The sequence below is a fragment of the Acidovorax sp. LjRoot118 genome (assembly GCF_964253575.1).
In the GTDB taxonomy this organism is placed as follows: Bacteria; Pseudomonadota; Gammaproteobacteria; order Burkholderiales; family Burkholderiaceae_C; genus Acidovorax.
Map to the genome: position 1 here is coordinate 74,518 of NZ_CAXURB020000001.1, position 21,065 is coordinate 95,582.

The following is a 21,065-nucleotide window of genomic DNA, read 5'->3' on the forward strand; positions in this document are numbered from 1 at the left end:
CCAGGGCATTAGCGTTATTCCCTTTTGGAATGCAATCGGCCGCCAGGCGCTGCCGATAATCGTTTCCATGGATCGCCTTCTCGGAGTCAAACTGTTCGTGCGCGTGGTCGACCTGGGCTCGTTCAGCAAGGCCGCCGCCGAAATGGGCGTGGGCCAGCCCTCGGCCACCAAGCTCGTGGCCCAGCTCGAAAAGCAGCTGGGGTCGCGCCTGCTGCACCGCAGCACGCGCGGCGTGTCGCCCACCGAGATCGGCCGCCTGTACTACGCGAAGTGCAAGCTCATCACCCACCATGTCGAAGAGGCCGAGACCGTGGCCGCGCTGCTGCAGTCCCAGGTGCAGGGCGGGCTGCGCATCAGCACCTCGGTGGCCTTCGGGCGGCGCGTGCTGGTGCCGCTGGTGATGCGCTTCATGCGCGAGAACCCGCGCCTGCAGATCGAGCTGGTCTTCGAGGACCGCTATGTGAACCTGGTCGAGCAGGGCATCGACGTCGCCATTCGCATGGGGCGCCTTGCCGATTCCACGCTGGGCGCGCGCTACCTGGGGCTCAACCCCTGGGTGCTGGTGGCCTCGCCCGGGTACCTGGCGCAGCGCGGCACGCCCGCCGAGCCGGCCGACCTGGCGCGTCACGACGCGCTGGTCTACAGCACTGCACAGGGCGATGCGCGCTGGCACCTGGGCAACGGCTCGGGTGCGGCGCTCACGGTGCCGGTGGCCGGGCCGCTGCGCTCCAACAACCTCTCGGCCCTGCTGGCCGCCGCGCGCGGGGGAATGGGCATTGCGGCGCTGCCGACCTACGTGGCGCACGGCTCGCTGGAAAGCGGCGCCGTCGTGTCGCTGCTGCCCGGCTGGACACTGCCGCCGCAGGAGATCCATGCCGTCTACCCTTCGCCGCGCATGGTGCCTGCCAAGGTGGTGAGCTTCATCGAATGGCTGCAGCTGCAGATGGGCGAGCGCTGGTGGGCTGTGCAGGGCGGCGATCAATCGCCCTGAAGGGCCCTGGAAAAAGCGCTACGCTTGCAGTCCCTTCACCGATTTGCTGCGGGCCACCGCCGTTTTCCGACCATGCGCGAGACCATCCAGACCCTCGAACCCTCCATGATCCGCGAGGTCGCCAACGCCGGCCTGGGGCGCGACGACGTGCTGGCCTTCTGGTTCGGCGAGAGCGATGAGGTCACGCCCGAGGTGGTGCGCAACGCCGCCATCGAGTCGCTGCAGCGCGGCGAGACCTTCTACAGCCACCACCTGGGCCTGCCCGCGCTGCGCGAGGCCGTGGCGCGCTACACCAGCGCCCTGCATCCGGCGGTGGACGCGGGCCGCATCGCCATCACGTCCGGCGGGGTCAGCGCGCTGATGCTGGCCGTGCAGACCCTGGTGGATGCGGGCGACGAGGTGGTGGTGGTCACGCCCGTGTGGCCCAACCTGGTGGCGCAGCCGGTGATCCTGGGCGCGCGCGTGCGCACCTTGCCGCTCACGGCGGCGGACGGGCAATGGACCCTCGACATCGAGGCCCTGTGCCGCGCCGTGACCGTGGACACCCGCCTGCTCATCGTCAACGCGCCCAACAACCCCACGGGCTGGACGCTCACGCGCGCAGAGCAGCAGCGCATCCTGGACCACTGTCGCAGCACGGGCACCTGGATCCTGGCCGACGAGGTCTACGAGCGCCTCTACTACGAGCCCACCGAGAACCGCTGCGCACCGAGCTTTCTGGACATTGCCGGCACCGACGACCGGCTGGTGGTGGCGCACAGCTTCTCCAAGAGCTTTCTCATGACCGGCTGGCGCCTGGGCTGGCTGGTGCTGCCGCCCGCGCTGGTGGACGGCATCGCCAAGGTCATCGAGTTCAACACCTCGTGCGCCAGCGTGTTCACGCAACGCGCGGCTCTGGCGGCGCTGGAGCACAGCGAGGAGATTACGCCGCGCGTGGTGGCCCACCTGCAATCGTGCCGCGACACGCTGGTGCCGCTGCTGGCCCAGGTGCCGGGTGTCAAGGTGACGGCAGCGCACGGCGGCATGTACGCCTTCTTCCAGATCGAAGGCTTCAATGACTCTCTCACCCTGGCCAAGCGCCTGGTGACCGAGGCCGGCCTGGGCCTGGCACCGGGCAATGCCTTTGGCGCCGAAGCCCAGGGCTGGTTGCGCTGGTGCTTTGCGTCCAAGGACCCGGCGCGCCTGGTCGAAGGCGTGCGGCGGCTGCGGGCCTGGCTGGAGGCCAACCCGCGCTGAGAGAATTCTTACTGGGCGTCGGCCTGGGTCGAGGGGTGCGCCTGCTGGAAGGCCGGCAGCGCAGCGCAGCGCTCGTCGATGGCCACCAGCGTCGGGTAGGGCGACAGGTCCACCTCAAAGCGCCGCGCGTTGAAGATCTGCGGCACCAGGCAGCAGTCGGCCAGGGTGGGCGTTTCGCCAAAGCAGAAGCCGCCGCTGTGGCCTGCGGCCTGGATCTCGGCCTCCAGCGCCTCGAAGCCCTGGGCGATCCAGTGCTTGATCCAGTCGCTCTTGGCCGCATCGGCCACACCCAGGGTGCCCGTTAGGTACTTGAGCACGCGCAGGTTGTTGATCGGGTGGATCTCGCAGGCGATCACCAGCGCCAGTTGCCGCACGTAGGCACGGTCGGCCAGGGCGCTGGGCAGCAGCGGCGTGGCTGGGTATTTTTCTTCCAGGTATTCGAGGATGGCCAGTGACTGGCTCACGCGCATGCCGTCCTCTCCGAACACGGGCACCAGGCCCTGCGGGTTGATGGCCTTGTACTCGGGTTTGAGGTGCTCGCCGCCATCGCGCACCAGGTGCACGGGGATGTGGGTGGCTTCGAGGCCCTTGAGGTTGAGCGCGATGCGCACCCGGTAGGCGGCCGAGCTGCGGAAGTAGGTGTAGAGAATGCGGTCCATGGGGGAATGATAGTGGGGGCCGGCTCAGCCCAGTGCGAGATACACCCGGCCACCCTCGATGCGCACGGGGTAGGTGCGCACCGCATCGGTCACGGGCTGGCAGGTGGGCGCGCCGCTGCGCACGTCGAACCGGCCCTGGTGCAGCGGACACTCGATCTCGTGCCCTTCCAGAAACCCGTCGCACAGGCGCGCGTGGCCGTGGGTGCACAGGTTGTCGGTGGCGTAGACCGCGCCCTCCACGCCATAGAGCGCGATGTCGCGGCCGTCCACGGCCAGGCCGATCACGTCGTCCTGCGGCACGTCGTCGAACGCGGCCGCATCGGTCCATTGCAGGGTGGTGGTTTCGCTCATGGCATGGTTCCTAGATGGGGTAGATGATCGAGTTGGGGATCATTTCGCTGTCGTAGACGACGAGCTTGCGGGCGAACTTGAGGCCATCGGGCGTGCGCACCACCTCGTCGATGTAGCGGCCCGCGTTGAACACCGTGGACATCTGCGACAGCTTGGTGCGCAGCACGGCGTAGTTGGCCTCGCAGTGGATGCGCTCGCCATCGAGCTGGCGCACCACCGGCGCGCCGATGATGTGGCGCTGGTAGTAGGGGTCGTGGAACAGGGTCTCCTTGATGCCGTAGACCCTGTCCCGCAGCATGCCCTTGCTCTCGAACGACAGCGTGGCCAGCGGAAACCCGCGCTCGTGGTTTTCGCGCGGCTGCAGGCGGTAGCTGCAGTCGTCGGTGAAGAAGCCGGGCCACAGGTCCCAGTCGCCCGAATCGACGGCGCTGGCGTAGTCGGCGTAAAGCTGGGTGAGGGCGTAGTAGGTCGTGAAGTCCATCTCAGCCCCCAGCCTTGTCCTGGGGGGCGTCGCCGTGCTCCATGACCTCACGCCAGTATTGGTACATGCCGCGGATCAAGGTCTCGGTCACCATGTGGTCGGTGTTGCCCACCTCGCGCCCGCCCAGTTCGGCCAACGCGCGGTGAAAAGGCTTTTGCTCGAAGCCCTGCTGCGAGAACTCGATCACCTCTCCATCGTCGGCCGAGACGAAACCCGCGGGGCCGAACAGGTTGGCCTGGCGCAGCCGGCGCTGCGTCATCTCCTCTGTGTCGTCCGCGAAACCGAAGTGCGTCCACACGAAGTCGAAGGCGCCATGGCCTGCGGGCTGGATGTGGCGCGTGGAAACGCTGTTGACCTGCTGCTGCAGGATCACGCTCGGGAACAAGGTCATCATCACCGCCGTGGGCCCGCCCCACCAGGGCTCGGGCACGATGTCCAGAAAGCGCGGGTCTTCGAGCTGCATGCTTTCCTTGAAGCTGGACACCTGCGTGACCTGGCCGGCCTTGCCCGCCTGGCCGCGCGTGGACACCATGGCCGCGTGGCGGTGGCGGGCGTCCATGGTGAGCTCGCTCTTGTTGTCCGCGCGCCAGAGCCCGAAGGTCACGAACCAGGTGTGCAGCAGGCCGGGGTGGTAGGGGTCCTTGATGTTCTCCTGCATCAGCTTCCAGTTGCCCGGAATGCGCTGGCGGTTGTAGCCCAGCAGGGTGAGCTTGCGGCCATCGAACAGCCGGTCGAAGTAGGCCAGGATTTCGGGGCCGAGAAAGTCCTCGAACGGTTCCACGCCATGGTCGAACGAGGCGAACACTACGCCGCCGCGCGTGGCGACTTTCAGCTTGTTGAGGCTGTGCTCGGCCGGGTCGAAGTCCGCCGGCATGCCGCCGTGGACCTTGCCGTCCTGCTTCACGCCGCGGCGGAACGGCACGCCCTGCAGCTCGCCCTTCAAGCTGTAGTTCCACTGGTGGTAGGGGCAGACCAGCTCCTTGCGGTTGCCCGAGCGCTCGCGGCAGAACTGCATGCCCCGGTGCGCGCAGACGTTCTCGATCACGTTGATGCCGCCCCCGGCATCGCGCACCATGACCACCGAGCGTTCGCCGATCGCCGTGCGTTTGAAGTCGCCCGCGTTCGGGATCTCGGCCTCCAGGCCCACATAGCACCAGTGCTTCTGGTAGAAAAAGCGTTCGAGCTCCTTGCGGTGCAGCGCTTCGTCGGTGTAGACCTTGAAGGGTATGCGGCTCGTGCCCGGGCCCTCCCACCGGGCCTGCGCCGGGAAGATGGTGTGGGGTTCGCTGCTCACGGCTGTCTCCTTGTTTCTTGTGGTGGGCGGTGCCGCGGCATCACAGCCGCTCCTCGCGCCACAGGCCCAGGGCCTTCTGCATCGGGCGGTCCGAGTACGAAAAGAGGATGGTGTCGGCCCGGGCGCGCAGGGCCAGCGTGTGCCAGGACGGCACGACGAACACGTCGCGTTCCTCGAAGGCACAGGTCTGGCCTTCGATCTCCGCCTCGCCGCCGCCCTCCAGGCAGACATACACCGTGCCGTCAGTGCAGCGGTGCGGGCGGGTGGAAAAGCTGGCTGGCAGGCGCTGGGCGAAGGTGCCCAGGGTGGGCATGGGCGACGCCCCGGTGGCCGGGTTCACGAAGCGCTGCTTGAAGCCCAGGTGCGGATCGGGCGCGCCCTGGGACAGGGCGAGCAGCGCGGCCCGCGTTTGCGCGTAGGGGTAGACGAACAAGCGGGTGGGATCGCCTGGCTGCGGTGGTGGCTCGTCCATGGGCAGCATGTTGGCGCCGTAGCGCGCCAGGGCGTCGCCCTCCGGTCGCTCCACGCCCTGCGACCGCTCCAGGGACTTTTCGGCAAAACCGGCGTCCAGAAAGCGCACCAACGGAATGTCGAGACCATCGAGCCAGACCACGGGCTCGCTGCCCAGGTTGCCATGGTCGTGCCAGGTCCAGGCCGGAGTGATGATGAAGTCGCCCCGGCGCATGGTCACGCGCTCGCCGTTCACCGATGTGTAGGCCCCCTCGCCATCGAGCACCAGTCGCAGGGCGGACTGCGTGTGGCGGTGCGCGGGCGCCACCTCGCCCGGCAGGATGAGCTGCAGCCCCGCATACAGCGACTGCGTGATGCACGACTGCCCGCGCAGGCCTGGGTTCTCGAGGATGAGCACGCGGCGATCGGCTTCCTCTGCGCTGATCAGCCGGCCCGCCTGCATCACCTGGTCGCGCACCGCCGCGTAGGACCAGCGGTGCGGCACGGCGGGCGAGCGTGGCCGGGGTGGCACCAGCGCGCCTAGCACCTCCCACAGCGGGGTCATGCTGTCGCTGCCGATGCGCTCGTAGTAGGCCCTGCGCGCGGCCTGGCTCTCTTCGGAATGGTTGCGGGGCTGTTCCATGGGGCTTCCTTGTGCGGTCAAGTGCCACTCGCGTAAAAGGCATCGGCATACACGTGCTCGGGCAGCACGCCCATGCGGCGCACCAGCAGCGAGGTGGCCTCCACCATCGGCGGTGCGCCGCAAAGGTAGGCGCGAAACCCGGCCAGGCTCGGCCAGTCCTGCGCAATGGCATCGGTGACCAGGCCCGTGCGGCAACCCGCCGCCCGGCCCGAGGCCAGCACCGTGTGCACGCTGAGGGCGGGGTGCTCGCATTGCAGCGCGGCCAACCATTCCAGACCATAGACGTCGCGCTCGGAGCGCACGCCGAAGTACAGGTGCACCGGGTTGCGCATGCCGGCCGCGAGCGCGCCGCGCACGATGGACAGGATGGGCGCGAGGCCCGTGCCACCGGCCACGCAGAGCATGGGGCCGGTGTGCTGGCGCCGCAGGTAGGCCGAGCCCAGCGGCCCGCTCAAGCGCACCGCGTCGCCCACCTTCAGCTCCTGCGCGATGTACCCCGTCACGCGCCCCCCGGGCACCAGCCGCACATGGAACTCCAGCTCGCCATCACCGGCCAGGCCCGCCATGGAATAGGGGCGCGCATGCGCGGGCGTGAACTGCAGCTGCGCGTACTGGCCCGGAGAAAAGTCGAGGGGCTTGGCCGGCTGCAGGCGCAGGCGCCTGATGTCGTGGGTCGCATCCTCGATGGCGACGACGGTGGCCTTGACGTTGCGTGCGGTGTGCACCACCACTTCGTCGGGTTCGGCGATCTCCACCGTGCAGGGCTCGGTCACGAAGGTTTGGCAGGCCAGCACATAGCCGCCGTCGCCATCGGTGGCAGCGCCCAGAGGGCGCTGGGTCTCGCGGCCCGATTCCAGCACCTCGCCCTGCACCACCCTGCAGCGGCAGGTGCCGCAGCGCCCGGCCATGCAGCTGTAGGACACGGGCACGTCGTTGGTGCGCAGCGCGTCGAGCAGGTTCACGCCCGCAGCAACGTGCAGGGTGCGCCGCAGTGGGCGGACATGGATTTCCATCGTGCGTTGTCTCTTTGTCTTTCTTCGGGCTCGCAGCGCTCCCTGGGGGAGTCATGGCGGCGATGATCCGGTCCACCTGAAAATCAGTCAACGCGATGGGATCAATGTTGAATATCATTGAAATCAATATTCATCGGAGCAGGCCATGGAACTCAAGGACATCGACCTCAACCTGCTGGTGGTCTTCAACCAGTTGCTCACCGAGCGCAAGGTTTCCAAGGTGGCCGAGAACTTGGGCCTGGGCCAGCCGGCCGTGAGCAATGCCCTGGCGCGCCTGCGCCGGCAGTTCGACGACCCCTTGTTCCTGCGCACGGCCAGCGGCATGCAGCCCACGCCGTTCGCCGAGCAACTGGCCGAGTCGGTGGGCTATGCGCTGGGCATGATCCATGGCGCGGTGAATGCGCGCAACGCGTTCGACCCTGCCAGCAGCCAGCGCAGCTTCACCGTGGGCATGACAGACATCGGGGAGATCTATTTCCTGCCGCAGCTCATGCAGCGCATTGGCGAGGTGGCGCCGGGCGTGGTGATCAGCACGGTGCGCAACACAGCGGTCAACCTCAAGGACGCGATGGAGGCCGGCCAGGTGGACCTGGCCATCGGCCTGCTGCCGCAGCTCAAGGCGGGTTTCTTCCAGCGCCGGCTGTTCGAGCAGGACTATGTGGTGCTGCTGCGCCAGGGCCACCGGCTCGCGCAGCGCAGGCAGTTGCGCGCAGCGGACTTCTTCGCGGCCGAACATGTGGCCGTGGTCTCGGCCGGCACCGGCCATGGCCAGGTCGACGAAATCCTGGACAGGCACTCACCCGAGCGGCGCGTGAAGCTCAAGGTTCCGCACTTCGTGGCCATCGGCCACATCCTGCAGTCCACCGACCTGATCGCCACCGTGCCCGAGCGGCTGGCTGGGCGCATGGTGGAGCCCTTCGGTCTGGTGGCGCGTCCGCACCCGGTCAAGCTGCCGCGCATCGCCATCAACCTCTTCTGGCACGCCAAGTACCACAAGGACCCCGCCAGCCAGTGGCTGCGCACGCTGGTCTTCGATCTGCACTCGGATTTTGCGGGGCAGGCGCCTGCCTGAGCTCCGTTACTCGCAACGCCAAGAGCCGCCCGCATCCCATGAAACCGGCGCGGCCGAAGCCAGTGCCCCCGCGCAAGGGCCGCCCCGCCGCGCTGGGGGCGTCCCCCTCCCGACTCGCGTAGCGAGGAGAGAGAGGGGGAAGGCGCGAAGCGACTCAGGGGGTGTGGTCAATACGGTTGCCCCAGGTGCCCACGTTGGCGGACCTGAGAAGCGGCGATGCCTGGCCCGCCATGGCCAGTTCGTCCGCCGCCGCCATGAGCTCGGGGCCGAAGCGGGTCATGCTCTTGGCCGTGAGCCGGGCCGAGGGGCCGGCGATGACCACCACGCCTGTGGTAGGTTCGCCCTTGCGGCGCACAGGGGCAGCCATGGAACTCATGCCGGGCGCATAGCCGTCCTGGATCAGGCTGTAGCCGCGCTTGGCATGCGTGCGCAGGGCGGTCTGCAGTGCCTTGAGCGAGGTTGGCGCGTTGGGGCCGAACTGGCGCGGGCTGCCCAGGCCCTGCCTGGAGACGCGCGCGGCGGCCTCGTCCTCGGACAGGGTCATGAGCCAGGCATGGCCCGCAGCGCTGCACGACAGGCGCAGGTCGATGCCCATATCAGGGTCGTACAGCAGGCCCGACTTGGCGCCCTGCGCCTTGGCCACCAGCGTTAGCCGCTCACCGTCGACGATGGCCAGGCGCACCAGTTCCTCGGTGGTGCGCGCGAGCCGGTCGATCACCGGCTGGGCGATGTCGACCACGCCCGAGCGGCTCAGAAAGCTCAGCCCCATCGACGCCATCTTGGTGGTGAGCGCGTAGTCGCCCTTGTGCGGCATCTGGCGCACGTAGCCATAGCCGATCAACTCGTGCAGCGTGCGGTGGCAGCCGCTGCGCAGCATGTTGAGGTCGGTGGAGATGCGCGCCAGCGCCACGCCATCGGGGTGCGCGACCAGGTACTCCAGGATGGCCAGTGATTTCTCGAGCGCTCCGCTCATGGGGACTCCTTCGGGTTCATGGGCGCGATCATACGCAGGCTTTCAGAATTTGAATGAGTTGTAAATGTTGAATGGTGTTCAGAAAATGCGAATAACATGCGCCGTCGCACCGCGAAGCACGCACCGCTGAAGGCGTGCCGCAGCGATCACCTCCCAAGAATGAAAGGAAGAGACAAGCATGACCACATCCACCCTGCGCCGCGCGGCACTGGCGGCCATCGGTGCCGTTGCCTTCGCTTCGGCCATTCCCTCGGTGCTGGCCCAGGAAATCAAGGAGCGCAACCTCAAGTTCGCCTTCAGCCTGGCCAAGGACCATCCCCTCGGGCAGGGCGCGCAGAAGTTCGCCGACCTGGTCGGGCAAAAGAGCGGCGGCAAGATCAAGGTGACGCTGTTCGCCAATGCCGTGCTCGGCAGCGACACGCAGAACCTGTCGGCCGTGCGCGGCGGCACGCTCGATTTCGCGTCCATGGCCACGGGTCTGCTGGCCGGCATCGACAAGCAGTTCATGGTGTTCGACTTCCCCTTCCTGTTCGACAGCCCTCAGGAGGCCTATGGCCTGGCCGACGGCCCGGTGGGCACGAGGCTGCAGGCGGGCCTGGCAGCGCACGGCATTGTCGGCCTGGGCATCTGGGACCTGGGCTTTCGCAACATGACCAACAGCAAGCGGCCCATTGCCCGGCATGAGGACCTGCAAGGCCTCAAGCTGCGCGTGATCGCCTCGCCGATCTACCTGGACATGTTCAACACCCTGGGCGCCAACCCCGTGCCCATGACCTTCGGCGAGGTCTACGGTGCGCTCGAGTCCAGAGCCATCGACGGCCAGGACAACCCGGTGGGCGTGATCGAATCGGCCAAGTTCGCCGAGGTGCAGAAATACCTCTCGCTCACGCGCCATGTCTACACCGGCATGCCTGTGCTCATGAGCAAGAAGACCTGGGACGGCATGTCCGAAGCCGAGCGCAAGCTCATCACCGACGCCGCCAATGAAGCAAAGCAGGAAGAGCGCCGCATCGCCCAGGCCAAGGAGGCCGAGTCGATCACCAACCTGCGCAAGACGATGCAGGTCAACGACGTGGCCCCGGCAGAGCTTGTCCGCCTGCGCCAGAAGGTGCAGCCCGTGGTCGACAAGTTCGCCAAGGAAGTCGGCGAGCCGCTGATGACCCAGGTCAACGCCGAGCTCGCGCGCCTGCGCGGCGGCAGCAAGTGAGGGGCGGCCATGGCCTTGTTGGGAAAGGCTGCCCTTGCCATGTGGTGGGACATCGCGCCCGCCCACCGCGCCGAGTTCGAGGACTGGCATACGCACGAACACTTCCCTGAGCGCATGGGCATCCCCGGCTTCCACCGGGGCTCGCGCTGGTCTGCGGCGGATGGCGGCGAAGGCTTTTTCGTGCTGTACGAGCTGGCGGCGTACGAAACCCTGGTTTCCGATGCCTACCTGGCGCGCCTGAACGCGCCCTCGCCCTGGTCCACAGAGATGATGCCGCACCACCGCCACATGGTGCGCAGCCAGTGCCGCGTGCTGGAAAGCCGGGGAGGGGCGCTGTCCCGGCATGCGCTCACGGTGCGCTTCTCTCCAGCCGATGGCGCCGCGCAACGACTGCGTGCCCACCTGGGCGCACTGGCGGGTTCACTGTCATCGCGCCCTGGTACCACGGCGGGCCACCTGTTGCAGAACCAGACCCCCACGATCGCCACCACCACCGAGCAGCAGATCCGCGGTGGGCCCGATCCTGCGGCCGACTGGGTCTTCATCGCCTGCGGGTACGACCGCTCGGCGCTGGAGGTGTTGGCAGGCACCGAACTGTCGGATGCCGCGCTGGTGGTTGCCGGCGCGCAGGCCGGTGCTTTGCGGGGCCTCTACGGGCTGTCGCACTCCAACACGGCGCTTGACGTGGGTTAGCCGCCGTCGGCCAGGGCTTCAGGGTTGGTGGCGCGGGTCGCGCACCCGCCCCAGCCGCCGCAGAACACCGCATGCCAGCCGGGCCAGGCCCACATAGGCATAGCCCAGCACCAGACACCAGATGGCCAGAGGCAGCAGCATCCACAGGGCGCCGCAGATGGCACCTGGCTCGCCCTGCACGGCGAAGAACAACAGCCAGCCAATGGCCTGCACCGGCTGGAACAGCAGGGGCGTACGCCAGAGCGCGCGCTCGATGGCTGCGGGCGCCTGCAGCCGGCCCAGCCATGCCCCAAGGGTGAGCGCGAACAGCAGGTACTGCCCGCCGCCGAACACCACGGACATGAGCAGCACGCCGCCCAGCGCGCTGCGGTCCAGCGGGAAGATCAGCAAGGGCACGGCCAGGGGGAGGCCCAGGGCAATGCGGTAGAAGGTCAGGGTCTTCACCGCGCCAGCATAGCCCCTCCCGGTGAGGGCTCAGACGATGCGCAGCTTCAGGTTGGGGAAGCGGTCGATATGGATCTCGATCTCGTCGCCCTTGACCACCGGGCCCACGTTTTCGGGCGTGCCCGAGTAGATGATGTCGCCGGGCCTGAGCTCGAAGGCGCGCGACAGGCGGCTGATCTGCTCGGCCACCGACCAGATCATGTGCTGCAGCGTGGCACTCTGCTTGACGGTGCCGTTGACCTTGAGCCAGATGTCGCCGTCCTTGATGTGGCCCACCTGGCTCACCGGGTACAGCGGCCCCACGGGGGCGGACTGGTCGAACGCCTTGCCGATCTCCCACGGCTTCTTCTGGTCGCCCATTTCACGCTGCAGGTCGCGGCGCGTCATGTCCAGGCCCAGCGAGTAGCCGAACACGTGGTCCAGCGCGCTTTCCACCGGAATGTCCTTGCCGCCCTTGGCCAGGGCCACCACCAGTTCCACCTCATAGTGGTAGTTCTTGGTGAGGCTGGGGTAGGCATGGTCGGCCACCACGCCAGGCTTCACGAACTGGATCGCGTCGGCCGGCTTCTGGAAGAAGAAGGGCGGTTCGCGCGTGGGGTCTGAGCCCATCTCACGCGCGTGTGCCGCGTAATTGCGGCCGATGCAGTAGACGCGGCGCACGGGGAACACCTGGTCGCTGCCCACAATGGGGATCGTGGTCTGCGGCAGGTCGAAGGGGGTGGGGGCCGTTTTGCTGGCGCCTGCGGGCAGGGCGCAGCCGGCCACGGCGCCGGTGGCGATGAGGGCGGAGTGGGTCAAGATATTGCGGCGGGGTTGGTCCATGAAAGTTGTCTCCTGTCGGTTTTTGTAGGGGCTCGCAGCGATTGTTGGTGCGGCCATCACAGGCAACTTGCACGCATCTACGCCCAAACCGGACAGGGCCACCACTGCGCGAGCGGATACCATTTGCGCATGCCCGCCCCGTCCCGACCGAACGCCCATGCACGCCTGTACGGAATGCAGGAGCGCGCCGAGCACCTGGATTTCGACATCCGCTTCCAGGGGGCGCGCGACGTGCTCAGCCGCCCGCACCGGCACGAGTATTTCCAGATCCAGGTGAGCCTCGAAGGGGGCGATCGGCAGGTGGTGGGCACGGCCACGCGGCCCTTTGGCGCGGGCACGCTGAGCTTTGTGCTGCCCTACCGCATGCACGTGGTGCCTCACCCTGCAGGCGCGCGCTACGCCATCATCAACTTCGACCAGCGCTTCCTCTGGCCCGAGCTCGACGTGCCCGCCCTGGACCTGGAGGACGTGGGCATGGCGCAGCACCCGGAGCTGGCACCCTTCCTGTTCCAGGAGTCCCTGGACTTCGCCTTCGGGCCCGAGGATTTCGCGCAGATTCGCCATTGGCTCGATGCCCTGGTGGCGTACAACCAGCCGCGTACGCTGGGCTCGGCGGCCAGCATCCGCGGCATCCTGCTGCAGTTGCTGGGCCTGGCCTGCGCGCGCTTTTCCAGCGAGCTGCATGCGCAGGCCGCGCGCCACCACCGCCAAGGCGGCGTGCAGCACGACGCCCTGCAGCGCGCGCTGCGCCACCTGCGCGCGCATTCGCACGAGGACATTGCGCTCACCGACACGGCCACGGCCGTGGCGCTGTCACCCAACTACCTGGCGCACCTGCTCAAGAAGCAGACCGGGCGCACCTTCACCGAGCTGCTCACCGAGCGGCGCCTGGAACATGCGCGCGAGCTGCTGGCCGGCTCCGATACGCTGATCCGCGAGATCGCGCACCAGAGCGGCTTCCACGACGAAGCGTATTTCAGCCGCCGCTTCCGGCAGGAGGCCGGGCTCACGCCGCGCCAATTCCGCCAGCAGGCCCGCCTGCAGGGGTAATCATCCGGCGGGAAACGCGCAGCCTGTGCGCTCACCCAGCGCGCGCAACTCGGCCAGCAGGCCGGCGGGCAATGGCACCCCGTGGCGGCGGCGCTGCTGTTCGCATTCCGCCTGGCGCTGGCCCGGGTAGCGGGCGCCGGGGCCGCCGGCCTGCAGGCAGGTCTGCATCCAGGCGGACACGCTGGCATCGAAGGCCTCGCGCCCGGTGGTCAGCGCGGGGTTGATCACCAGCGCAAAGGCGCTGGCGTTGGCGGCGGATCCGGCCGTGCCGACGGCAGTGTCCGGCGCCGATACGATGCCGCCCATGCTCGCTGCCAGGCACTCGACCAGCATCGCCAGCCCCAGGCCCTTGTGGCCGGCAATGGGCTGCATGGCGCCTTGCAGCGCCAGCACCGGATCGGTGGTGGGCTGCCCGTCGGGGCCGAGCGCCCATTCGGGCGGGATAGTGTCCTGGCCCTCGCGCACGGCCTGGGCCACGTTGCCGCGCGCCACCACACTGTTGGCCATGTCGAACACCAGGGGCGCGCAGCCCGCCAGCGGCAGGGCAAAGGCCAGGGGGTTGTTGCCGATCACCGGGCCGCTGGCGCCCGGCAGGGCCATGACCGGCGGCGTGCGCTGGCACAGAAAGGCGAAGAACCCCTGCTCCGCCGCAGCCGCCACATACACCGCCAGCGCTGCCAGGTGGCCTGTGGCCCGGATGTGGCAGGCCACCACAGGGGCTGGTGGCGCGCCAGGGCCATGGCCTGCTCCAGCGCGAAGCTGGCCACCACCTGGCCCAGGCCGCCGTCGCCATCGCAGCGCAGCCAACTGGTGGCATCGGCATCGATGCGGGGCACGGCGCGGGCATTCACCTCGCCGCTTGCGAGCTTGTCCACATAGCCCGGCAGGCGCGCAATGCCATGGGTATCGATGCCGCGCAGGCTGGTGCGCAGCAGCAGACCGGCGGTGAGGGCGGCAGGCTCCTCGGCCACCCCGAAGCCCATAAGCACCCGCGTGGACCAGGCCTGCAGCGTGCCGCTGTCCAGGGTGTTGGCGGCGTCAGGGCTTGCTGGCATCGAAATGCTTGCGCAGGCCCTGCCAGCAGCGGTAGTAGTCGTCCTGCAGCTGCGCCGACTGCAGCGCCTGCGCGGTCGGGCGCTGCACGCAGCGGGTCTCGAACATGAAGGCCATGGTGTCCTTGATGGCGTGCGGCACCGAAAGATCGGCGTTGCTGGCCTTCTCGAAGGTCTCCGCATCCGGCCCGTGGCCCGTCATGCTGTTGTGCAGGCTGGCGCCGCCGGGCAGAAAGCCCTCGGCCTTGGCGTCGTAGACGCCGTGCACCAGGCCCATGAACTCGCTGGCGATGTTGCGGTGGAACCAGGGCGGACGGAAGGTGTCCTGCATCACCAGCGTGCGCGGCGGGAAGACCACGAAGTCGATGTTGCTCACGCCAGGCGTGTCCGAGGCGCTGTGCAGCACCAGGAAGATCGACGGGTCCGGGTGGTCGTAGCTGATCGATCCGATGGCGTTGAAGCGCCGGAGGTCGTACTTGTACGGCGCGTAGTTGCCATGCCAGGCCACCACGTCGATGGGCGAATGCTCCATCTTCGCCGACCACAGGTGGCCCATGAACTTGGCCACCAGTTCGTGCGGCGCGTCGATGTCCTCGTAGGCCGCATGCGGCGTGAGGAAGTCGCGCGGGTTGGCCAGGCCGTTGGATCCGATGGGGCCCAGGTCGGGCAGGCGAAAGTTGGCGCCATAGTTCTCGCAGATGTAGCCGCGCGCATCGCCGTCCGGCAGTTCCACGCGAAAGCGCACGCCGCGCGGTATCACCACGATCTCCTGCGGCTCGGCGTCGATCACGCCCAGCTCCGTCACGAAGCGCTGGCGGCCTTGCTGCGGCACGATGAGCATTTCGCCATCGGCGTTGTAGAACACACGCCGCTGCATCGACCGGTTGGCCGCGTACAGGTGCATGGCCGCGCCGTTCTGGGCGTGCGGGTCGCCGTTGCCGGCCATGGTGACGATGCCCTGCACGAAGTCGGTGGGCTCCGTGGGCATGGGCAGCGGGCTCCAGCGCAGCTGGTTGGGGGGCGTGGGCACTGCATCGAACGCGCTCACGATGCGGCCGTCATCGATGCGCTCGAACGGCGTGTGCATGGCCGACGGGCGGATGCGGTAGAGCCAGGAGCGGCGGTTGTCCGCACGCAGCGCCGTGAAGGCAGTGCCGCTCAACTGCTCGGCATACAGGCCGTAGGGGCAGCGCTGGGGCGAGTTGCGGCCCACGGGCAGGGCGCCTGCAAGCGCCTCGGTGGCGAATTCATTTCCAAAGCCGGACTGGTAGGGGGTGCTCATGGTGTGTGGCGTGCAGGGTGGGCAAGGTGGGGCTGCGCCATCCCCGATGGAGGCGCCTCGCAGGCCATTGTGGAGCGGGTCGCGCGCAGGTTTCCTGCGTGCCCGGCATACCGGCCCTGGCGGGCGGGTCAATGCCCGGCGCTCGGCGAACTCACTCGACCGTCACGCCCGCCTTTTTCACCAGCCGGGCATAGCGCTCCTGCTCGGTCTTGAAGAACTGCAGCGAGGCTTCGGGTGTCATGGGGTTGATGATGTTCTCCTGCTTGGCCATGGCTTCTTTGGTTTCCGGCATGGCGAAGGCCGCCACCACGGCGGCATGCAGGCGCTTGACCTCGGCAGGCGGCAGCTTGGCCGGGCCGACCACGGCGAACCAGCCGGCCACGTCCACGTCCGGGAAGCCCTGCTCGGCAATGGTCGGCAGGTCGGGCAACGAGGCCACGCGCTGCGTGCCCATGATGCCGATGGCGCGCAGGGCGCCGCTCTTGAGCTGGCCCTGCACGGCGGGCAGCGCCACCACGCCGATCTCGACCTGGCCGCTCACCATGTCCGTGACCATGGGGCCCACGCCCTTGTAGGGGATGTGGCGCACGTCTACGCCCGCTGCCTCCATGAACATGGCGCCCGCCAGGTGGATGATGGTGCCGTTGCCCGAGGAGGCGTAGTTGTAGCCATCGGGCTTGGCCTTGAGCAGGGCCTGCAGCTCCTTGGCGTTCTTCGCCGGAATCTTGGGGTTGACCACCAGCACGAAGGGCGTGGCACCCACCACCGTGATCGGCGTGATGTCGCCGATGGCATCGAACGGCATCTTCTTGAACACGCTGGGGTTGACCACATGGTTGTTCGACACCACGCCCAGCGTGAGCCCGTCGGCCGGCGCACGCACGATGACCGAGGCGCCGGTGATGCCGCCTGCGCCGGGCAGGTTCTCGATCACCACGCTCTGGCCGCCCAGCGCCTTGATCAACTGCGGGGCGGCCGCGCGCATGATGGTGTCCACCCCAGAGCCGGCGCCCACGGGCAGCACCATGCGGATGGGCTTGTCGTTGGCGCGCACGGTGGTGGCGGCGGCGCCGCACAGGGCCAGGCCGGCCAGCCAGAGGGCGGCGCGGCGGTGGGGCTGGAAGGAAATGGCGGTGGCTTGCATGGTGCTTGTCTCCTTTGGTTCTTGTCGGTTTGCGAAAAAGGGGGTCAGGCCGGCACGCGGCTGGGCAGGCCGGCGAGGATTTCCTCGGTGTGCTCGCCCACCTTGGGCAGCGGGCGGCGCACGCCAGGGCGGCGCCCGTCCATGCGCAGGGGCAGCAGCACCACGTCGGTGGTGCCGCCGTCGTCGGTCTGCATGGGCACCAGGCCGCCGCTGGCCTTGAGGTGCGGGTCGTCCATCAACTGGTCGGGCCGCACGATGGGTGCATAGGGTATGCCGGCCGCCTCCAGCCGGGGTGCGAGGTCCTGCACGCGGTGGTGCTGCAGGATGGCGCCGAGCTTCTCCAGCAGGGCCGGGCGCACGCCCACGCGCAGGGTGTTGGTGGCCAGGGCTGGGTCGGCCGCGAGTTCGGGCGCCTCGATCACGCGGCACAGCGTGAGGAACTGCTTGTCGCTGACAGCGCCGATGAAGAGCTGCTCGCCATCGGCCAGCGTGAACACGTCGTACACGCTCCAGGCCGACACGCGCGAGGGCATGGGCGGCGGCGCCTCGCCGGTCATGGCGAACTGCTGCATGTGCTGGGACGACAGGAACACGCAGTTCTCGAACAGTGCGCTCTGGATCTCCTGGCCCCGGCCGGTGAACTCACGCTCGCGCAGCGCGGCCAGCACGCCGATGGCGCCGAACATGCCGCCCATGATGTCGTTGACCGAGGTACCCGCGCGCAGCGGCCGGCCCACGGGGCCGGTCATGTACGACAGCCCGCCCATCATCTGCACCACCTCGTCCAGCGCCAGCCGGTTTTCGTAGGGGCCGGGCATGAAGCCCTTGTGCGTCACGTAGATCAGGCGCGGAAAGCGCTGGGACAGCGTCTCGTAGTCCAGCCCGAAGCCGGCCATCAGCCCGGGGCGGAAATTCTCCAGCACCACGTCGCACTCGCCCGCCAGCTCGGCTGCAGTGGCACGGCCGTCTTCGGTGCCGATGTCGATCACCACACTCTTCTTGTTGCGGTTGAACGAGCGGAAAAAGCCGATCCCCAGGCCCGGCAGCTCGCGCGTCTTGTCGCCACCGGGCGGCTCGACCTTGATGACCTCGGCGCCCAGGTCGGCCAGCACCATGCCGCAGGTGGGGCCCATGACCATGTGGGTGAATTCGAGGACGCGGATGCCCGTGAGGGGCAGGCGCGGTTCTGGGGTGGGGCTCATGGCGGGTTCCTTGGGGCGGTGCAATTCAGGCGGCAATGGCCGCCTGGTGGGGAAAGGTCTTGGGCAAGCCCGCGCGCCACAGGGTGCCGTGCAGCGTCTCGCCGGCCAGCCATTGCGCCACCTGGCCGCGCAGCGCCAACAGCGCGGCAATATCGATGCCGGTGGCAATGCCCATGCTGCCGAGCATGTAGGCCAGGTCTTCGGTCGATACGTTGCCGCTGGCGCCCGGCGCGTGCGGGCAGCCGCCGATGCCAGCCAGGCAGGCGTCGAAGCGGGCCACGCCCACCTCCAGCGCCGCAGCCACGTTGGCCAGGCCCAGGCCGCGCGTGTCGTGGAAGTGCCCGCACCAGAATCGGTCGCCCGCCAGGCGCACGGCGTCCTCGAACAGGTCGCGCACCATGGCCGGGTCGGCATAGCCCACGGTGTCGGCCAGGCTCACGCGGTCGGCACCGGCGTCGAGCAGGGCCTGCATCAGGCGCAGCACCTCGCTCTTGGCGACATGGCCTTGCAGCGTGCAGCCGAAGGCCGTGCCCACGCCGCCTTCGATCAGCGTGCGCGAGCCGGCGGCGTCGCGCGCGGCGCGGATGCGCGCCACCTCGGCCACCACCTCGTCGGGCGTCTTGCGCAGGTTGGCCAGGCTGTGGGCATGGCTGGCCGACAGCGGCACGATCATCAGGTCGGCACCGCCCGCGATGGCGCTTTCGGCACCGCGCAGGTTGGGCACCAGCACCGAGGCGAACAGCCCCGGCAGGGTCTTGGCGAAGGCCAGCAGCTCGGCCGTGTCGGCCAGCTGCGGCAGCAGCCGGGCGGGCACGAACGAGCCCACCTCGATCTCGCGCTGGCCGGCTGCGTGGGCAGCGCGTATCCATGCGCGCTTGTGCTCGGTGGGCAGGATGGTGGCAATGCTCTGCAAGCCATCGCGCAGGCCGACTTCGCGGATGACGGCAGTGCGCGGCAGGCGCTCGCTCGTGGGGGGCATGGGTGTCTCCAGGGTGGGGCGCACTGCAATGTGGGCTCTCGGATGGAACTGTAGGCATTCCCGATGCATTGATAAAGCGGTATTCTGGAAGCAATAGCGTTCCCGTTGGGAACGGCAGGAGCAACCCATCCCATGCGCGATCTGGATCTGACCACTCTGCGGCTTTTCGTGGCCGTCTGCGAGGCGCGCAACATCGCCCGCGCTGCCCAGCTGCACCACATCGTGCCCTCGGCCATCAGCAAGCGCCTGGCGCTGCTGGAGCAGACCGTGGGCAATACGCTGATCGAGCGGCGCCGCCGCGGCGTGGTGCCCACGGGGGCCGGCGAGATCCTGCTGGAGCATGCCCGGGCCATGCTGGCAGCGGCCGACCGCGTGGGGCGCGACATGGCGGCCTACGGCAACGGCATCACGGGGCAGGTGCGCATCCTGGCCACGGTGTCGTCGATCGCGGAGTTTTTGCCCGACGACATTGCCTCTTTCCTGCAGGTGCCCGCGCACCGCGACATCCGCATCGACATCGAGGAAGCGGTCAGCAGCGAACTGGTGCGCGGCCTGCGCGAAGGGGCGGTGCCCGTGGGCGTGTGCTGGGATGCGGCGGACCTGGCAGGCCTGCAGACGCGCAGCTACCGGCGTGACCACCTGGCCATCGTCGCCCCGCTGTCGCACCCACTGGCCCGGCGCAGACGCTGCGCGTTCGAGGACACGCTGGGCTTCGACCAGGTGGGCCTGCCCGCATCGACGGCTGTGCACACCATGCTGGCGCGGGCCGCGGCCATCATCGGGCGGCCCATCAACTACCGGGCGGTGGTCAGCACCTTTGACGCGTCGATGCGCTGCGTGCGCGCCGGCCTGGGCATCGCCGTGGTGCCGCGCGAGGTGGCCGAGCCGGTGGCTGCGACCCTGGGCATCCGCGTGCTGCCGCTCACGGACGACTGGGCGCAGCGGCGCTTCGCCATCTGCTTCAACGATGAAAAGCGGCTCTCACCGGCCGCGCGCATGCTGGTGGAACACCTGCACCAGGTGGCCCATGACGAGGCTCAGGCCGCAGGATAGAGGCCGCGCACCCGGCCGAAGAGGCGCACCAGGCCCAGCAGGGCATCGATATTCGGCGAGGGTTCGGCCACCCGCTGGCCGATCTCCTGCACCACCGCGATGATGGCGTCGATCTCCAGTGCACGGCCGGCCTCCACGTCCTGCAGCATCGAGGTCTTGAAGGCGCCGAGCTTGCGCGTGAGCGCATGGCGCTCTTCGGGGCTTTGCGCAATCGGGCAGCCGATGCGTGCGCCGATGCGGCCGGCCTCCTGCATGGCAGCCGTGCAGAAGCCGCGCACCAGGTCGTCGTCGAGCAGGCGGTCTACCGTGGCACCGGTGATGGCCGAGACCGGGTTCATGGTCATGTTGCCCCACAGCTTGTACCAGATGTCGTAGCGCACGTCGGCCGAGTGCGTGGCCTCGAAGCCTGCGTGGTTCAGCAGGTCGGCCACGCGCTGCACGCGCTCGCTGCGCCCGCCTGCGGGCTCGCCGATGACCAGGCCCCGGCCCATCTTGTGCTGCACCAGCCCGGGCCCGGGTGTGGAGGTGGCGGCGTGCACGACGCAGCCCACCACATGGTGCAGGGGAATGGCGCTGGCAATGCCGCCGCCGGGGTCCACGCTGGCCAGCGGTTCGCCGCCCCAGCCCGCCACGCCCTGGCAGAACCACCAGGGCACGCCGTTCATGGCCGGCAGCACCAGCGTCTCAGGTCCCAGCAGCGGCGCAATGCCCTGTGCCACGCTGGCCAGCGCCGGGCCCTTGACGGCGATGACCACCAGGTCCTGCACGCCCAGGTCGGTCGGCCGGTCCGTGGCGTGCGCTGGCGCCTGCACCAGCCCGTCTGCGGTCTGCAGGCGCCAGCCGTGGTCCTTGAGCGCGGCCAGCGTGGCGCCGCGCGCCACGGCACTCACCTGGGCACCGCCGGCCGCTGCCAGCCGGGTGCCGATGAATCCGCCGATGGCGCCTGCGCCGATGATGCAAACCTTCATGGATGC

The 21,065-nt window shown here is 68.7% G+C and carries 23 protein-coding genes; 7 read left to right on the plus strand and 16 right to left on the minus strand.

The genetic code is table 11. The annotated features are described in order from the left end of the window. Window positions 1-67: 67 nt before the first annotated feature. Complete coding sequence (locus tag ACSQ9E_RS00380; RefSeq protein ID WP_436216544.1) at window positions 68-991, plus strand: LysR substrate-binding domain-containing protein; 924 nt, start codon at window positions 68-70, stop codon at window positions 989-991. Window positions 992-1,063: 72 nt separating this feature from the next. After that, window positions 1,064-2,227 (plus strand): pyridoxal phosphate-dependent aminotransferase, encoded by a 1,164-nt coding sequence (locus tag ACSQ9E_RS00385; RefSeq protein WP_436216545.1) that lies wholly within the window; start codon window positions 1,064-1,066, stop codon window positions 2,225-2,227. Window positions 2,228-2,235: 8 nt separating this feature from the next. Here the strand turns inward: ACSQ9E_RS00385 and maiA are convergent, their stop codons facing one another. From maiA to ACSQ9E_RS00415, 6 genes are read right to left on the minus strand one after another with little or no spacing between them, the layout of a single operon-like run. After that, window positions 2,236-2,886, minus strand: coding sequence for a maleylacetoacetate isomerase (maiA, locus tag ACSQ9E_RS00390; RefSeq protein WP_436216546.1), 651 nt, complete (start codon window positions 2,884-2,886; stop codon window positions 2,236-2,238). A gap of 24 nt (window positions 2,887-2,910) precedes the next feature. Then, window positions 2,911-3,237, minus strand: coding sequence for a non-heme iron oxygenase ferredoxin subunit (locus tag ACSQ9E_RS00395; RefSeq protein WP_436216547.1), 327 nt, complete (start codon window positions 3,235-3,237; stop codon window positions 2,911-2,913). Window positions 3,238-3,247: 10 nt separating this feature from the next. After that, window positions 3,248-3,718, minus strand: a complete 471-nt coding sequence (locus ACSQ9E_RS00400) for an aromatic-ring-hydroxylating dioxygenase subunit beta (protein WP_436216548.1) — start codon at window positions 3,716-3,718, stop codon at window positions 3,248-3,250. Between the two features lies 1 nt (window position 3,719). Then, complete coding sequence (locus tag ACSQ9E_RS00405; RefSeq protein ID WP_436216549.1) at window positions 3,720-5,012, minus strand: aromatic ring-hydroxylating dioxygenase subunit alpha; 1,293 nt, start codon at window positions 5,010-5,012, stop codon at window positions 3,720-3,722. Window positions 5,013-5,052: 40 nt separating this feature from the next. Further along, window positions 5,053-6,105 carry a gentisate 1,2-dioxygenase gene (gene gtdA / locus ACSQ9E_RS00410; protein WP_436216550.1) on the minus strand — a complete coding sequence of 351 codons (1,053 nt, stop codon included), beginning with the start codon at window positions 6,103-6,105 and terminating at the stop codon, window positions 5,053-5,055. A 17-nt stretch (window positions 6,106-6,122) separates the two neighbouring features. After that, on the minus strand, window positions 6,123-7,118 hold the full coding sequence (locus ACSQ9E_RS00415; protein ID WP_436216551.1) for a 2Fe-2S iron-sulfur cluster-binding protein: 996 nt from the start codon (window positions 7,116-7,118) through the stop codon (window positions 6,123-6,125). 145 nt (window positions 7,119-7,263) lie between these two features. On the opposite strand from ACSQ9E_RS00415, the gene ACSQ9E_RS00420 reads away from it, so the two are divergent. Beyond that, the gene (locus ACSQ9E_RS00420; protein WP_436216552.1) at window positions 7,264-8,190 is read left to right on the plus strand and encodes a LysR family transcriptional regulator; all 927 of its coding nucleotides are present in this window, start codon (window positions 7,264-7,266) and stop codon (window positions 8,188-8,190) included. Between the two features lie 154 nt (window positions 8,191-8,344). Here the strand turns inward: ACSQ9E_RS00420 and ACSQ9E_RS00425 are convergent, their stop codons facing one another. After that, entirely contained in the window at window positions 8,345-9,163 is an 819-nt protein-coding gene (locus ACSQ9E_RS00425) for an IclR family transcriptional regulator (RefSeq protein ID WP_436216553.1), read from the minus strand. A 178-nt stretch (window positions 9,164-9,341) separates the two neighbouring features. Between ACSQ9E_RS00425 and ACSQ9E_RS00430 the strand changes: the two genes are divergently transcribed. Then, the gene (locus tag ACSQ9E_RS00430) at window positions 9,342-10,370 is read left to right on the plus strand and encodes a TRAP transporter substrate-binding protein (RefSeq protein WP_436216554.1); all 1,029 of its coding nucleotides are present in this window, start codon (window positions 9,342-9,344) and stop codon (window positions 10,368-10,370) included. A gap of 9 nt (window positions 10,371-10,379) precedes the next feature. After that, window positions 10,380-11,063: a hypothetical protein gene (locus ACSQ9E_RS00435; RefSeq protein WP_436216555.1), complete on the plus strand. Its 684-nt coding sequence runs from the start codon at window positions 10,380-10,382 to the stop codon at window positions 11,061-11,063. Window positions 11,064-11,081: 18 nt separating this feature from the next. On the opposite strand, the gene ACSQ9E_RS00440 is transcribed toward ACSQ9E_RS00435, so the two are convergent. Then, window positions 11,082-11,507: a hypothetical protein gene (locus ACSQ9E_RS00440; protein WP_436216556.1), complete on the minus strand. Its 426-nt coding sequence runs from the start codon at window positions 11,505-11,507 to the stop codon at window positions 11,082-11,084. 30 nt (window positions 11,508-11,537) lie between these two features. After that, on the minus strand, window positions 11,538-12,329 hold the full coding sequence (locus tag ACSQ9E_RS00445; protein WP_436216557.1) for a fumarylacetoacetate hydrolase family protein: 792 nt from the start codon (window positions 12,327-12,329) through the stop codon (window positions 11,538-11,540). Window positions 12,330-12,458: 129 nt separating this feature from the next. Here ACSQ9E_RS00445 and ACSQ9E_RS00450 point away from each other — a divergent pair, with 129 nt between their 5' ends. Beyond that, window positions 12,459-13,379 (plus strand): AraC family transcriptional regulator, encoded by a 921-nt coding sequence (locus ACSQ9E_RS00450; protein WP_436179780.1) that lies wholly within the window; start codon window positions 12,459-12,461, stop codon window positions 13,377-13,379. Here ACSQ9E_RS00450 and ACSQ9E_RS00455 read toward each other — a convergent pair whose 3' ends face one another. From ACSQ9E_RS00455 to ACSQ9E_RS00480, 6 genes are all read right to left on the minus strand, one after another. Beyond that, window positions 13,380-14,045, minus strand: coding sequence for an Ldh family oxidoreductase (locus ACSQ9E_RS00455; RefSeq protein WP_436220167.1), 666 nt, complete (start codon window positions 14,043-14,045; stop codon window positions 13,380-13,382). Beyond that, window positions 13,949-14,434 (minus strand): Ldh family oxidoreductase, encoded by a 486-nt coding sequence (locus ACSQ9E_RS00460; RefSeq protein WP_436179779.1) that lies wholly within the window; start codon window positions 14,432-14,434, stop codon window positions 13,949-13,951. Before ACSQ9E_RS00460 ends, ACSQ9E_RS00455 begins: the two co-directional genes overlap by 97 nt. Further along, window positions 14,418-15,713 carry a homogentisate 1,2-dioxygenase gene (gene hmgA, locus ACSQ9E_RS00465; RefSeq protein ID WP_436179778.1) on the minus strand — a complete coding sequence of 432 codons (1,296 nt, stop codon included), beginning with the start codon at window positions 15,711-15,713 and terminating at the stop codon, window positions 14,418-14,420. The genes ACSQ9E_RS00460 and hmgA overlap by 17 nt, the downstream gene beginning before the upstream one ends. A gap of 151 nt (window positions 15,714-15,864) precedes the next feature. Further along, on the minus strand, window positions 15,865-16,857 hold the full coding sequence (locus ACSQ9E_RS00470; RefSeq protein WP_057201656.1) for a tripartite tricarboxylate transporter substrate binding protein: 993 nt from the start codon (window positions 16,855-16,857) through the stop codon (window positions 15,865-15,867). A gap of 44 nt (window positions 16,858-16,901) precedes the next feature. Then, window positions 16,902-18,059 (minus strand): CaiB/BaiF CoA transferase family protein, encoded by a 1,158-nt coding sequence (locus ACSQ9E_RS00475; protein WP_057201657.1) that lies wholly within the window; start codon window positions 18,057-18,059, stop codon window positions 16,902-16,904. 25 nt (window positions 18,060-18,084) lie between these two features. After that, the gene (locus ACSQ9E_RS00480) at window positions 18,085-19,038 is read right to left on the minus strand and encodes a hydroxymethylglutaryl-CoA lyase (RefSeq protein WP_436216558.1); all 954 of its coding nucleotides are present in this window, start codon (window positions 19,036-19,038) and stop codon (window positions 18,085-18,087) included. Between the two features lie 132 nt (window positions 19,039-19,170). Between ACSQ9E_RS00480 and ACSQ9E_RS00485 the strand changes: the two genes are divergently transcribed. Then, window positions 19,171-20,091: a LysR substrate-binding domain-containing protein gene (locus ACSQ9E_RS00485; RefSeq protein ID WP_057201659.1), complete on the plus strand. Its 921-nt coding sequence runs from the start codon at window positions 19,171-19,173 to the stop codon at window positions 20,089-20,091. On the opposite strand, the gene ACSQ9E_RS00490 is transcribed toward ACSQ9E_RS00485, so the two are convergent. Continuing rightward, complete coding sequence (locus tag ACSQ9E_RS00490; protein ID WP_436216559.1) at window positions 20,076-21,059, minus strand: 2-dehydropantoate 2-reductase; 984 nt, start codon at window positions 21,057-21,059, stop codon at window positions 20,076-20,078. The two genes, ACSQ9E_RS00485 and ACSQ9E_RS00490, sit on opposite strands and share 16 nt — an antisense overlap. Between the last annotated feature and the right edge of the window lie 6 nt (window positions 21,060-21,065).